Source organism: Streptomyces sp. NPDC002795, assembly GCF_042888725.1.
Taxonomy (GTDB): domain Bacteria; phylum Actinomycetota; class Actinomycetes; order Streptomycetales; family Streptomycetaceae; genus Streptomyces.
Genome location: NZ_JBIAQB010000005.1, coordinates 418,299 through 431,301, shown reverse-complemented (window position 1 = coordinate 431,301; position 13,003 = coordinate 418,299). Strand labels below are relative to the sequence as shown.

Sequence of the window (13,003 nt, the reverse complement as noted above, 5' to 3'; positions counted from 1 at the left end):
GGACCCCTGCTCATGAAGATCCACATCGACGAGGGCAAGTGCGTCGGCGGAGGGCAGTGCGTGGTCGCGTCGCCCGACGTCTTCGACCAGCGCGACGAGGACGGCGTGGCCTTCCTGCTCGTCGACGACCCCGGACCCGAGCTGCACGCCTCGGTCCGCGAGGCGGCGCTCCTGTGCCCCGCGCTGGCCATCGAGGTGGACGGCTGATGACGCTGTCCGAGGTCGTCGTGGTCGGTGCCTCGGCGGCCGGCCTGACCGCGGCCGAGACCCTGCGGCGCGAGGGGTACACCGGACGGCTGACCCTCATCGGCGAGGAGCGGTACCTGCCCTACGATCGGCCGCCCCTGTCGAAGCAGGTCCTCAAGGGGGAGTGGGAACCGGAGCGGCTCGCGCTCCGCACCTCCGCGGCGCTCGACGACCTGGACGCCGAGTGGCTGCTCGGCCGCGAGGCCGTCGGCCTGGACGTCGCCGGGCGCACCGTCGCTCTGGCGGACGGTTCCCGGGTCGCCTTCGACGGACTCGTCGTCGCCACCGGGGTGCGCCCGCGCCGCCTCCCGTTCGCCCACGACCTCACCGGTGTGCACGTACTGCGCGATCTGGACGACGCCCTGGCGCTGCGCGACGCCCTGCGCTCCGCGGGCTCCGTGACGGTCGTCGGGGCAGGTTTCCTCGGCGCCGAGGCCGCGGCCGTAGCACGTGAACTCGGCTGCTCCGTCTCCCTCGTCGACCCCCTCGAAGCGCCCATGGTGCGGCAGTTGGGGAGCGCGGTCGCCGCCCGCGTGGCCGCGCTGCACACGGCCCACGGCGTCGACGTGCGCTGCGACACCGGAGTCGTCGGCTTCAGCGAGAACCGGGGCCGGGTCGCCGGAGTCCGCCTCGGTGACGGCTCGGAGCTCGCCGCCGAGGTGGTCCTGGTGGCGATCGGCTCCGTGCCCGCGGTCGACTGGCTGCGCGACAGCGGACTGCCGGTCGGCGACGGGCTGCTCTGCGACGCGTTCTGCGAGGCAGCGCCGGGCATCGTGGCGGCGGGCGACGTCGCTTCCTGGCTCCACCCCGACCACGGCCGGATCCGCGTGGAGCACCGGATGAACGCCACGGAGCAGGGCATGGCGGCCGCCCGCACCCTGCTCGGCCGACGTCAACCGTTCGCCCCCGTGCCGTACTTCTGGACCGACCAGTACGACGTGAAGATCCAGGCATACGGACGCCCGTCCGCCGACGCCGACTTCACCGTCGTGGACGGCGACCCGGACCAAGGCCCCTTCGCCGCGGTCTACGCACAGGACGGCAGGACCACCGCCGCCGTCACCTGGAACATGCCCCGCCAGGCCCGCGCCCTGCGGGCCCAGGTCCTGGAGCGCGAGCCCTGGCCGCGCCCCGCGGTAGCGCACGCCTGAGCATCCCCGTGCCCCGGCCGTGTGCCCGCGTCCTTCGAACAGAGAGACACACCATGACGGACACCGTCGTCCTCACCGTCACCGACGGCGTCGCCACCATCGCGATGAACCGCCCCGAGCGCCGGAACTCCTTCACCGTCGAGATGGCCGACGGCCTGCTCGACTCACTGGAACGCGCGGAGAACGATCCGGCGGTCCGCGCGGTCGTCCTCACGAGTACGGGGGCCCACTGGGGCGTCGGCCGGGACAACGCCGACACCGCACCGCCCCCGTATCCGCCGGGCGACCACCTCAAGGGCCGCACAGCGCTGCTGCACTACACGCGTCTCGTTCACTTCATGTACGACATGAACACCCCGACGATCGCGGAGATCCGCGGTGGCTGCGCGGGCGCGCACCTCTCCTTCGCGATGGGATGCGACTTCCGGTACGCCGACACGAGCGCCGTCATGAGCACCGCGTTCGTCAAAGTCGCCTTCGCTGGCGACCTCGGCTCCTGCTGGCACCTGACCAGGCTGGTCGGACCCACCAAAGCCAAGGAACTCATGCTGCTCTCCCCGAAACTGAGGGGCCGTGAGATCGCCGACTGGGGCCTGGTCAACGAGGTGCTGCCGCCTGAGGAGTTGACCGCGAAGGTCCGTGACACCGCGCTGCGGCTGGCGGCGCTGTCCCCGCACGCGGTCGCCTCGACCCGGCGCAACCTCCAGGCGGCGCAGACGCTGTCGCTGGGCGACTACCTGCCGCTGGAGGCCGAGACGTACGCGTCGTGCGCCGCGTCGCCCGACGCCGAGGAGGCGCGCGCGGCGTTCATCGAGAAGCGTGCCCCGCGGTTCGGGGCGACCGCCTGACCACCCGACTTCCGCCCGCCGACGACTGGCGGGGACCGGGCCCCACGGAACGAGGAACCGTATCCATGAACTCCCCGACCCGGACGGGACATGACACCGCCGGATCACACACTGGTGAATCACACACCGCCGGACCGCTGACCGGCGTCCGTGTCCTGGAACTCGGCGGCATCGGCCCCGCACCGTACGCGGGCATGCTGCTCGGCGACCTCGGCGCGCACGTGATCCGCGTCGACCGGCCGCAGGACGCCGGCCTGGACAACCCCGCACCAGTCCTGCACCGCGGCCGGCGATCCCTCACCCTCGACCTCAAACACCCGGACAGCACCGGGATCGTGCGGGCCCTCGCCGCCGACACGGACATCGTGATCGAAGGCTTCCGCCCCGGCGTGGCCGAACGCCTCGGCGTCGGGCCCGATACGCTGCTCGCCCGCAACCCCGCACTCGTCTACGGCCGCATGACGGGCTGGGGCCAGGACGGGCCGCTGGCCCAGGAGCCCGGACACGACATCAACTTCATCGCCCTCACCGGCGCACTGCACGCCATCGGACCGGCCGACACCCCGACCGTCCCGCTCAACCTGCTCGGCGACATGGGCGGCGGCGGCCTGCTGCTCGCCTTCGGTGTCGTCAGCGCCCTGGTCACCGCCCGCGCCAGGGGCGCCGGCCAGGTCGTCGACGCCGCCATGTCCGACGGCTCGGCCTCACTCCTTGCCATGGTCCACGGCTTCCTCGCCCAGGGGCGCTGGCGCGACGAGCGCGCGGCCAACACCATCGACGGGGGCTGCCCCTGGTACGGCGTGTACCGCTGCTCCGACGACCGGCACGTGGCTCTCGGCATCGGTGACCGGCGCTCGTACGCCGCCCTGGTCGAGGTCCTCGCCCTCGACGGTGACCCGGCCTTCGCGGACCAGTACGACCGTGCGGCGTGGCCCGCCATGCGCGGGACGCTCACGGACGTCTTCGCCGGGCGCAGCCGAGACGAGTGGGCGAAGGTCTTCGAGGGGCGGGGCGCCTGTGTGAGCCCGGTGCTCTCGCTGGCCGAGGCGCCCGAGCACCCCCACAACACGGCCCGTGGCACGTTCCGTACCGGTGCGGACGGCGGCATCGAGCCCGCACCCGTACCCCGCTTCTCGGGCACACCCGCCGCCGACCCGGGGCCCGCTCCGGTCGTCGGCGCCCACACCGACGAGGTCCTCGCCCGGGCCGGTTACGGCCCGCAGGCCATCGCCCGGCTGCGCGCCGAGGGCATCGTCCGCTGACCCGGCCCGGCGAACCCCCGCCCGGCCACACCCACCCACGCATCCCGGGAGATCCCATGCAGGAGCCCCACAGCAGGAGAAGGACCGCGCTGGTCACCGGCGCCGCACGCGGCATCGGCCGCGCCGTCGCACTGGACCTCGCACGCGACGGCCACGATGTGGCCGTCGTCGACATCGACTTCGACGGCTACCAGGCTTACGACGACGACCAGAAGCAGCCCGTCACGGCGGAGCTGGAGTCCGAGGGCGCCAGAGTGATCTCCGCCGAGGCCTCGACCCTCGACGCGCCGGCCCTGGAGGAGGTCGTCGCACGCATCACCCGCGAGTGGGGCGGCCTGAACGCCCTGGTCTGCAACGCGGGTGGCGGTTCGGGCCCGTTGGACAGCAACCGGGGTTCGGCTATCGACCTGGAGCAGCTCGACGAGGTCATGCACCGCAACCTCTTCGGCACCATCACGACGGTGCAGGCCGCCCTGCCCGCCATGCTCGGCGCGGACCGGCCCGCCATCGTCACCATGGGCTCGGTGACCGGCGTCCAGCCCAACGAGACGGGCTCCTACACCCACTACGGGGTCAGTAAGGCGGCGGTCATGCACTACACCCGCTATCTCGCGGCCGACCTCGCCGGGCAGCAGGTCCGCGCCAACTGCGTGGCGCCCGGACCCGTTGCGACGGGCCGACTGCGGATGCGGGCCCGGGAGATCGCCGAACGGGACGCCCCGCGCGCCGAGGAGTTGATGTCGCGGGTCGGCACCGAGACGGACGTGGCCAACGCGGTCCGCTATCTGGCCACGCCGCAGTCGCAGTTCATGTCGGGACACATCCTGCACCTGTACCGCTGACACGCACGCACGACGGCCCGGTCGACGGAACGACCGGCAGGCCGGGCCGATACCATCGGGTTTCCGACGCAGGGAACTGAACAGTGGAGTTGCGAACCCGATGACCGAAGCCCGGCCGAGGAGCACGCGCCCCCGGGACCGCAAGCAGCAGATCATCGCTGCCGCCTCCGAACAGTTCCGCGCGTCCGGCTTCCACAACGTCGGCATCTCCGACATCGCCGAGGCGGTCGGCATCTCCGGCCCCGCCGTCTACCGCCACTTCCGCGGCAAGCAGGAACTGCTGCACGCCACCCTCGCCGACGCGATCGACAAGAACACCGAGTCGTTCCACGGAGAGTACGCCGACCTGCGCGAACTGCTCGACGCCGTCGCCGCGGGCACCCTGGAGCGACGGCACACAGGCGTGCTGTGGGAACGCGAACTGGCCCACCTGCCGCCGGAGCAGCGACAGGAACTGCGGGCGCGCTATGTCGCGACGATAGAGCCGCTGCGCACCGCGATCGCCGCCTCCCGCCCGGATCTGACGGCAGGCGCCGTCGAAGTACTGCTGCGCGCGATCATCGCCGTGTTCGCCGCCATGAGCCAGCACGCGGGCAAGGTCGATCCGGCGCGGGCCCGGCCGATGATGACCGATCTGGCCGTCCTCCTGTGCGAGTTCCGGGGACTGGAATCCGGCGACGGCGCGGCGGACGGCGGACGGCCGGTGCCGCGCGGGCGGCTGCTGCCGGTCTCACGGCGCGAGGCGGTCCTGGTCGCCGCCACCAGGCTGTTCGCCGAGCGCGGTTACGAGGCGGTCGGGATGGAGGACATCGCGGCGGCCGCGGCCGGCATGGCCGGACCCAGCCTCTACCACCACTTCTCGGGCAAGCCGGCCATCCTCGTGGCAGCGCTGACGCGGTGTCTGGAGGCGATGCTCTTCGACCTCTCGGCAGCCCTGGAGTACGCGGAGGAACCCGGGCAGGCACTCGACGCGGCCCTGTACTCCTTCGTACGGATCAGCATTCAGCACGGTGACGCCATGAGAGCCCTGCTCCACGAGATCGTGAACGTACCGGCCGAGGACCGGCAGGCCGTCCGCCGGATGCAGCACGACTATGTGGCCGAGTGGACGGCGCTGCTCTCCGGTCACCGGCCCGAACTCTCTGCCGCCGAGGCCGAGTTGCTGGTGCACACGGCGCACAGCGTGGTGACGACGCTCAGTCAGGTGGACGAGATCTGGACGAGTCGTGCCAGGCGCCAGGACATCGTCGCCCTCGGCCGCACGGTGCTCGGCCTCCCCGTCGACGCGCCTCCGGCGGACTGACGCCACCGAAGACCCACCAACGGGCCCGGTCCTTCCCGGTGAAGGCCGGGCCCGTTGCCATGCCTGCCGTCCTGGGCCGACAAGTGACTGGTAAATCGGAAGTCACAGCCACATTCCAGTAGGCCAAATGTCTGCAAGTTATCGGCAGATAGACAGAAGTGTTGTCTCGGTCTTCGTGTGGTGGTTCACTGCCTGGGCAGCGGCCGGTCTGTGACGCGCATCTCAGCGACGACCGAAGCCGCGGATTCCGTGTGGGTGTCCCCTCGACCCACGACCTGCCTCCACCGAAGAAGGTCGTCCATGGCTGCCGAATCCCTACCTCTGACTGCCTCCACCGAGACCCGCCGTCCGCCCGCCGGGCGTCGGGCCTGGCTCATGGTGGCGCTGCTCCTGGCCTTCATGCTCCTGAACTACGCGGACAAGGCCGTCGTCGGTCTCGTCGGCGTCGACCTGCTCCGCGACCTCGACATCGACGCGAGCGAGTTCGGCGTCGTGCAGAGCGGCTTCTTCTGGCTGTACGCGGCTGGGGCCATCGTCGGCGGCTTCCTCGTCGGCCGGGTCCCCGCCCGCTGGCTGCTTGGCGGGATCGCCCTGCTGTGGGTGCTCTGCCTGCTGCCGATGGTGTGGAGCACCAGCTTCACCGTTCTCCTGGTCAGCCGCATGCTGCTGGGGTTCGCGGAGGGGCCGTCGGCCGCCATGGCCCTTGGTGTGGCGCACAGTTGGTTCCCCGCTGCCCGGCGCGCGCTGCCCACGTCGTTCGTCGTCGCCGGTGCCTCCTTCGGGCCCCTGGTCGCCGCTCCGGTGATCACCGCGGTGGTAGCGCGTTTCGACTGGCACGCGGCGTTCGCCGTGACGGCCGTCGCGGGACTCGTGTGGGTCGTCGTCTGGCTGTTCATCGGACGCGGCGGCCCCGAGGGGGCCGGACGCGCGGAAGGAACCTTCGCTGAACTCCCGGAGCGCGTGCCCTATCGGCGGCTGCTGACGTCCGGCACCGTCATCGGGCTCACCGTGCTCTTCTTCGCTACGTACGCGAGCGTCGCGGTCAAGGTCAGCTGGCTGCCGCTCGCCCTGCGTCAGGGGCTCGGGTACGACGCGACCACCACTGGGTGGCTGGTGGCGCTGACCTACGGAAGCGGCGGCGTGCTCATGATCTTCTTCGGCGCCGTCTCCCGTGCGATGACCCTGCGGGGAGCGGGAGTTCGCGCCTCCCGTGGAGTGCTGTCCTGCGTACTGGTCGCGGTGGCCGGGCTGTGCACGATCGCCTGGCCGTCCCTCGACCGCGGGCCGCTGCAGATCCTCGTCCTCGTGGTCGGCGCCAGTTTGTGCGTGGGCGCGCAGGGCGTGGCCTGGGCGCTCGTCTCCGACGTCACTCCCGCCGCGCAGCGCGGCACCGTCATGGGCGTGATGGTCAGTTGCTACAGCCTGGGAGGCGTCGTCGCGCCCCTGGTCCTCGGCGGCTTGGTGAACGGCGCGTCGGATCCGCTGGGCGGCTACCGGACGGGTTTCGCCGGGCTCGGCGGCCTGCTCCTGGTCGCGGCGCTGGTCGCGATCTGGCTGATCAGGCCCGCAAGGGACGTGGCGGCCTACGCGTCGGCCTCCGGTCGGGAGCAAGCGACCGTTGACGCGTAGGTTAACCGTCATTAGGGTGCGTAGAGAAGTTGAAGCTCACAACGCCAAGCCTGAAGACGCAACAAGTTCACTGAAATTCGACTGTCTGTCGTGAGTGATCGGCTTGGCCCGCTCCCTGGAAGAGGACAGCATGAACGGCACCGAGCGCTACCGCGACTACGAACACCTCGCCTTGCACCAGGACGGACACGTCCTCACGGTGGAACTCAACCGCCCCGACGACTACAACGCGATCCACATCCCGCTGCACAGCGAGCTGGCCCGGGTCTTCGCGCAGATCCGCAAGGACGACGACGTACGGGCCGTGGTGCTCACCGGACGGGGCAAGGCGTTCTCCGCGGGAGGCAATGTCCTCAAGGGCCCCCGGCCGGGGGCCGGTCCGGTGCTCGACGCCTTCTTCAAGGACGCCCGCAAGATCGTCACCGACTTGCTGGAGGTTCCGCAGCCGGTCATCGCGGCGATCAACGGCCCGGCCGTCGGCCTCGGGGCGACCCTGGCGCTGCTCTGCGACATCACCCTCATGTCCCGCACCGCCGTCATCTCCGACCCGCACGTGACCGTGGGCGTCGTCGCGGGCGACGGCGGCCTGGTCGCCTGGCCCTGGCTCGTCGGAATGGCGCGGGCCAAGGAGTACCTGCTCACCGGCGACAAGCTCGACGCCGCTGAGGCGGAGCGGATCGGCCTCGTGAACCGCGTCGTCGAGCCGGAACTGCTCCTCGACGAGGCGCAGGCCCTCGCCGCCCGCCTGGCCGGCACCACGGTCCGGGCGATCCAGGGCACCAAGCAGGCGCTGAACCGGATCTGGCTCGACACCGCCAACCTCACTCTCGACGCGGCCCTCGCCACCGAGAAGGAGTGCTTCGCGTCGGGCGACCACCAGCGCGCCGTCGACGCCTTCCGCAAAGCCCACGCGGAGGCCAAGGCCGCCAAGGCTGCCCAGCGGGCCGCAGCCGACGAAGCCCTGACCAAGACGTCCGCCTGACCGCGCCGGACGGCCATCGACCGGACAGCCATAGACGGGTCACCCATCGTCAGGGCGGCCATCGACAAGACATCCATCGACCGGGCGGCCATTCGCCGGACGTCCATCGAACGGAGAGAACAGAACGTGACCGACATGATGTCGCCCGCACAGGTCGCCGAGGCGGCGAGCCTGTGCCACGTCTTCCAGGCCACGGTCGCAGCCGGCCCCGACGCGCCCGCCCTGCGCTCGTCGGACGGCGCCGTGAGCCTGACCTGGAGCCAGTACGACGCCCGCGTCCGCCGCATCGCGGCCGGCCTCGCCGCACTGGGCGTGGGCCGTGGCAGCACGGTGGCGCTGATGCTCACCAACCGCCCCGAGTTCCACCTGGTCGACGCGGCCGCGATGCACCTCGGTGCCGCGACGTTCTCGATCTACAACACGTATCCGGCCGACCAGATCGCGTATCTCTTCTCCGTCGCGGAGAACCAACTCATCGTCTGCGAGGAGCAGTTCCTCGACAAGGTCCTCGACGCGGGCCGGCAAGCCGGCGTGGGCACCGTCGTGTGCGTCGATGCCGAGGCGGACGAAGTCATCGGTCTCGACGCGCTCGAAGGTCGCGAGCACCCCGGCTTCGACTTCGACGCCGCATGGCAGGCGGTGACACACGACGACCTGCTCACCCTCATCTTCACCTCGGGCACCACCGGCGCCCCCAAGGGCGTGGAACTGACCCACGGCAACCTGCTCTTCTCCCTCAGCAGCAACATGACTGCCCAGGAGGAGATCACCGCGAGCACCGACCTGCGCGGCAGCATGGTGTCCTACCTCCCCGACGCCAACCTCGCCAACCGCTGGTCCGCCCACTACGGCCCCATCGCGACCGGATCCGCCGTCACCACCGTGCGCGACGGCAAGACCGTCACAGAGGTGCTGCGCGAGGTGCATCCGACCGGATTCATGGGCGTCCCCATGATCTGGTACAAGATCAAGGCGCGGATCGAGCAGGCGATCGAGGCCAGGACCGAAAGGGCCCGCACCGAGTTCGACGAGGCCTTCCGACTGGGCACCGCCGGCGCTCGCGCGGAAGTGACCGGCGTGGAGCTGCCCTTGGCGGACCGGCAGCGGCTGGCCCATGCAGACACATACGTACTCGGCCCGATCCGGGAGGAGTTCGGACTCGACAAGATGTGGGTCACCACGTCGGGCGGGGCCCCGATCGCCCCGGAGGCCCTGGAGTTCTTCATGGCGCTCGGCGTTCCGCTGTGCGAGGTCTGGGGCATGACCGAGACCGCGGCCGCCGGTCTGGCCAACATGCCGGGCGCCCGACGCCCCGGCACCGTCGGCCGGGCCCGCCACGGAGTCCAGGTGCGGATCGCCGACGACGGTGAACTCCTGCTGCGCAGCCCGGGTGTCATGCGCGGCTACCGCAACGAACCCGAGAAGACGGCTGAGGCGGTCGACGCCGACGGCTGGCTGCACACCGGCGACGTCGCCACCATCGATGCCGAGGGATACGTGCGCATCGTGGACCGCAAGAAGGACGTGATCATCAACTCGTCCGGCAAGAACATGGCGCCCTCCCACATCGAGAACTCCGTCAAGCTCGCCTGCCCGCTGATCGGATCCATCGTCGCGATCGGCGACACCCGCCCCCACGTCACCGCCCTCATCACCCTCGACCCCGAGGAGGCGCGTGCCTTTGCCGCCGCGCAAGGCCTCACCGAAATCGGCCCCGAGGAGCTGGCCCGGCACCCCGAGGTCCGTGCCGCCGTCGCGGACGGCGTCGCCCGCGGCAACAGCCGGCTCGCCCGCGTGGAGCAGGTCCGGAACTTCACCGTCCTGCCCGTCTTCTGGGAGGCCAACGGCGACGAACTGACGGCCACCATGAAGGTGCGGCGCAAGGTTGTCACCGAGAAGTACGCCAAGGAGATCGAGGCCCTGTACGCGCGCCCCGAGCAGCGCGACATCGTCGTGGCCCGGTAGCTTCGGGTTCCACGGCGGCTCCTGCGCCATCAGGAGCCGACACATCGCACCAAAGAGCCCCGCAGCCGCGCGTCCGACGACCGCCCTCGGTCCGGCCTTCCGCCCGCGAGCACGGCCGTCGTGCGCCTTTGCTCTGCTGGAGTGACCGCTCTGCTCGGCGGAACGAGCTGCCGGATAGCGGCAGTTCCTCGACCCCGAGTGGGTCGCTGCCGCCCACAATCCCATGACGCCCGCCCAGTAGGAGGGAACACATGAACCGCGCTGACCCCACTTCGACGGGACTCGGCCCGGACGAGCGCGACGACTTCGCCGACGCCACCCGTGGGCTGGTCGAGTCGCTGGACCCATGCGTGGTCCGCAACAGCAGGGGCAGGCCGGTCTGGGACAACGACCGCTGGGCCTTCCTGGCGCAGGACCGCCCGAGCACGGTCCATCCGAGTCTGTGGCGCATCGGGCAACTGAACACACTGCAGGGGCTGTTCGAAGTCGTACCCGGGATGTACCAGGTACGTGGCCTGGACGGTTCCAACATGACGCTGGTCGAGGGCGACACCGGTGTGGTGGTCGTCGACCCGCTCTGTTCGAAGGAGACCGCCGAGACAGCTCTCGGGCTGTACCGGCGACACCGCGGTGGCCGCTCGGTCAAGGCCGTCGTCTACACCCACAGCCACGGCGACCACTTCGGCGGCGTTTATGGCGTCACCGATCCGGACGCGGTCGGCGCGGGGGAGTGCGCGATCGTGGCACCCGCCGCGTTCATGGAACACGCTGTCGGCGAGAACGTCTTCGCCGGCCCGGCCATGCGTCGCCGCGCCGCCTACATGTACGGCGCGACGCTGCCCGCCGGGCCCGAGGGCATGGTCGGATTCGGACTCGCCCAGGGAATGTCCCAGGGCACCTTCGGCCTCATCCCGCCTACGGTCACAGTGGAGCACACCGGACAGCGACTCGTCTTCGACGGAGTGCCGTTCGTCTTCCAGGTCACGCCCGACACCGAGGCGCCCAGCGAGATGAACTTCTTCTTCCCTGACCACAAGGTCCTGCTGATCGCCGAAAACGCCAGCCACACCCTGCACAACGTCCTCACCCTGCGCGGCGCCCTGGTGCGCGACGCTCACGCCTGGGCGGCCTCCCTCACCGAGTCGCTCCAGCTCTTCGGTGAGGCGGAGATCCTCATCGGCTCCCACCACTGGCCGACCTGGGGCCGCGACAACATCCACCGGTTCCTCACGGAACAGCGTGACGCCTACGCCTACCTCCACGACCAAACCGTCCGCCTCATGAACCGCGGACTCACTGGAGCGGAGATCGCCGAGGAACTCACAGAGTTCCCGGGCGAACTCGGCCGCGCCTGGAGCGTGCGCGGCTATTACGGATCCCTCAGCCACAACGTCAAGGCCGTCTACCAGCGCTACATGGGGTGGTTCGACGGCAACCCGGCCCACCTGTGGCAGCACCCGCCGATTGAACAGGCCAAGCGGTACTTGGCGTACATGGGCGGCGCCGACGCAGTACTCGCCAAGGCGCGGGTCTCGTACGAGGAGGGCGACTTGCGCTGGGTCGCCGAGGTGGTCAGCCACGTCGTCTTCGCCGACCCCGCACACACGGAGGCTCGTGAGCTCCTGGCCACGACCTACCAGCAGTTGGCCTACGCCCAGGAGAACGGCACCTGGCGCAATTTCTATCTCACCGGAGCCCAGGAGCTGCGGGCGAAGGAACAGAGCCGGCCGCGCCCCGGCTTCTCCCTCGGGAGCGTCGACATGATCTCCGCGCTCACGACCGCGCAGGTGTTCAAGAGCCTGGCCGTGTGCGTGGACGGCCCGCGCGCAGCGGCCCAACGTCTGCTCCTGCGCTGGGAGTTCACCGGCCCGGACGACACGTGGACGCTGCTTCTGTGCAACGGTGTCCTCACCCCGTTGCACGGGGACGCGCCCGACGGCGAGAAGCCGCAAGTGACGCTCCGGCTGGCCCGCAGCGCGCTCGACCGGATCGTGTCGGGGCGATCCTCGTTCACCGATTCCGTCGCCGTCGGCGCCCTCGAACTGGTCGGTGACGTCGGGGCCCTGGCCACCTTCGAGTCGCTGCTGGAGCAGCCGATTGCCACCTTCGCGGTCGCGCTGCCATGACATCCTTCCCCTTCTGCTGGCGTGCGCCGAGCCGAAGTGACCGCCAAGTCCATCTGATACCTGCCGGTTCCGACTAGCCTGCCCGCCACCCTCATGGGCGGCGGGCCGCCGCGCCTCCCTTGCGCTGACGACCGTGTGCTGCTGCGTCCCGGATCTCCTCGGTGGCCGCACGGAAGGCCGGGGCGGCGTGAGCGAAGTAGTCGAAGAGAACGGCGCGTTGGTCCGGCCTGTATCGGCCGAGAACCTCGGCGATCTGGCGCCGGGCAGGCCCGACCAGCTTCTCGATCTGGTCGAGGGAGTCGGCCACCGGCTCGACGATGACCTTGCGCCGGTCGTTCGGATCGGCAGCCCGGCGGACGAATCCGGCTCGCTCCAGGCGGTCGATCAGGCGAGTGGTCGCCCCGGTAGTGAGACCGGTACGTGCGGCCAGTTCTCCCGAGGTGAGCGTGCCTTCCAAAGCGATCTGGCTGAGCGCATACCACTCCGAGGCACTGAGCCCCACCGCCTCCGCCCCGGCCATGCCGTGGAGTCCCACAGCGTCGAGGTACTGACGGAAGACCACGTGTTCGTCTGCCGGCGTCGGGTCTGTCATGTCCCTGGGTGCCCCTTGCGTAATTAGCTGCACGTATGCAGATAATGTCTATCTGCA

11 protein-coding genes are annotated in these 13,003 nt (G+C 70.4%); 10 read left to right on the top strand and 1 reads right to left on the bottom strand.

Annotation, left to right across the window (positions count from 1 at the left end):
• Positions 1 to 12 precede the first annotated feature (12 nt).
• The 10 genes from ACFYWS_RS18065 to ACFYWS_RS18020 all read left to right on the top strand — a co-directional run bounded on the left by ACFYWS_RS18065 (position 13) and on the right by ACFYWS_RS18020 (position 12,354).
• Positions 13 to 207 carry a ferredoxin gene (locus ACFYWS_RS18065; protein ID WP_389276895.1) on the top strand — a complete coding sequence of 65 codons (195 nt, stop codon included), beginning with the start codon at positions 13 to 15 and terminating at the stop codon, positions 205 to 207.
• A complete protein-coding gene (locus ACFYWS_RS18060) occupies positions 207 to 1,397 on the top strand; it encodes an NAD(P)/FAD-dependent oxidoreductase (RefSeq protein ID WP_389276893.1) in 1,191 nt (396 codons plus the stop codon). The genes ACFYWS_RS18065 and ACFYWS_RS18060 overlap by 1 nt, the downstream gene beginning before the upstream one ends.
• A 53-nt stretch (positions 1,398 to 1,450) precedes the next feature.
• Positions 1,451 to 2,245: an enoyl-CoA hydratase/isomerase family protein gene (locus ACFYWS_RS18055; RefSeq protein WP_389276890.1), complete on the top strand. Its 795-nt coding sequence runs from the start codon at positions 1,451 to 1,453 to the stop codon at positions 2,243 to 2,245.
• 65 nt (positions 2,246 to 2,310) lie between these two features.
• The gene (locus tag ACFYWS_RS18050) at positions 2,311 to 3,507 is read left to right on the top strand and encodes a CaiB/BaiF CoA transferase family protein (protein WP_389276887.1); all 1,197 of its coding nucleotides are present in this window, start codon (positions 2,311 to 2,313) and stop codon (positions 3,505 to 3,507) included.
• A 56-nt stretch (positions 3,508 to 3,563) separates the two neighbouring features.
• Positions 3,564 to 4,349: an SDR family NAD(P)-dependent oxidoreductase gene (locus ACFYWS_RS18045; protein WP_389276884.1), complete on the top strand. Its 786-nt coding sequence runs from the start codon at positions 3,564 to 3,566 to the stop codon at positions 4,347 to 4,349.
• 100 nt (positions 4,350 to 4,449) lie between these two features.
• Positions 4,450 to 5,652 (top strand): TetR/AcrR family transcriptional regulator, encoded by a 1,203-nt coding sequence (locus tag ACFYWS_RS18040; RefSeq protein WP_389276880.1) that lies wholly within the window; start codon positions 4,450 to 4,452, stop codon positions 5,650 to 5,652.
• 300 nt (positions 5,653 to 5,952) lie between these two features.
• The gene (locus ACFYWS_RS18035; protein WP_389276877.1) at positions 5,953 to 7,281 is read left to right on the top strand and encodes an MFS transporter; all 1,329 of its coding nucleotides are present in this window, start codon (positions 5,953 to 5,955) and stop codon (positions 7,279 to 7,281) included.
• 130 nt (positions 7,282 to 7,411) lie between these two features.
• Entirely contained in the window at positions 7,412 to 8,263 is an 852-nt protein-coding gene (locus ACFYWS_RS18030; RefSeq protein ID WP_389276874.1) for an enoyl-CoA hydratase/isomerase family protein, read from the top strand.
• Positions 8,264 to 8,398: 135 nt separating this feature from the next.
• The gene (locus ACFYWS_RS18025) at positions 8,399 to 10,228 is read left to right on the top strand and encodes an AMP-dependent synthetase/ligase (protein WP_389277382.1); all 1,830 of its coding nucleotides are present in this window, start codon (positions 8,399 to 8,401) and stop codon (positions 10,226 to 10,228) included.
• Between the two features lie 251 nt (positions 10,229 to 10,479).
• Entirely contained in the window at positions 10,480 to 12,354 is a 1,875-nt protein-coding gene (locus ACFYWS_RS18020; protein ID WP_389276871.1) for an alkyl/aryl-sulfatase, read from the top strand.
• Positions 12,355 to 12,445: 91 nt separating this feature from the next.
• Here ACFYWS_RS18020 and ACFYWS_RS18015 read toward each other — a convergent pair whose 3' ends face one another.
• Positions 12,446 to 12,946, bottom strand: coding sequence for a MarR family winged helix-turn-helix transcriptional regulator (locus ACFYWS_RS18015; RefSeq protein ID WP_389276868.1), 501 nt, complete (start codon positions 12,944 to 12,946; stop codon positions 12,446 to 12,448).
• Positions 12,947 to 13,003 lie beyond the last annotated feature (57 nt).

What these genes read in the sequence shown, in the direction of transcription:
- ACFYWS_RS18065 (WP_389276895.1), top strand. Translation starts at nt 13, where the DNA reads ATGAAGATCCACATCGACGAGGGCAAGTGCGTCGGCGGAGGGCAGTGC.
- ACFYWS_RS18060 (WP_389276893.1), top strand. Translation starts at nt 207, where the DNA reads ATGACGCTGTCCGAGGTCGTCGTGGTCGGTGCCTCGGCGGCCGGCCTG.
- ACFYWS_RS18055 (WP_389276890.1), top strand. Translation starts at nt 1,451, where the DNA reads ATGACGGACACCGTCGTCCTCACCGTCACCGACGGCGTCGCCACCATC.
- ACFYWS_RS18050 (WP_389276887.1), top strand. Translation starts at nt 2,311, where the DNA reads ATGAACTCCCCGACCCGGACGGGACATGACACCGCCGGATCACACACT.
- ACFYWS_RS18045 (WP_389276884.1), top strand. Translation starts at nt 3,564, where the DNA reads ATGCAGGAGCCCCACAGCAGGAGAAGGACCGCGCTGGTCACCGGCGCC.
- ACFYWS_RS18040 (WP_389276880.1), top strand. Translation starts at nt 4,450, where the DNA reads ATGACCGAAGCCCGGCCGAGGAGCACGCGCCCCCGGGACCGCAAGCAG.
- ACFYWS_RS18035 (WP_389276877.1), top strand. Translation starts at nt 5,953, where the DNA reads ATGGCTGCCGAATCCCTACCTCTGACTGCCTCCACCGAGACCCGCCGT.
- ACFYWS_RS18030 (WP_389276874.1), top strand. Translation starts at nt 7,412, where the DNA reads ATGAACGGCACCGAGCGCTACCGCGACTACGAACACCTCGCCTTGCAC.
- ACFYWS_RS18025 (WP_389277382.1), top strand. Translation starts at nt 8,399, where the DNA reads ATGATGTCGCCCGCACAGGTCGCCGAGGCGGCGAGCCTGTGCCACGTC.
- ACFYWS_RS18020 (WP_389276871.1), top strand. Translation starts at nt 10,480, where the DNA reads ATGAACCGCGCTGACCCCACTTCGACGGGACTCGGCCCGGACGAGCGC.
- ACFYWS_RS18015 (WP_389276868.1), bottom strand. Translation starts at nt 12,946, where the DNA reads ATGACAGACCCGACGCCGGCAGACGAACACGTGGTCTTCCGTCAGTAC.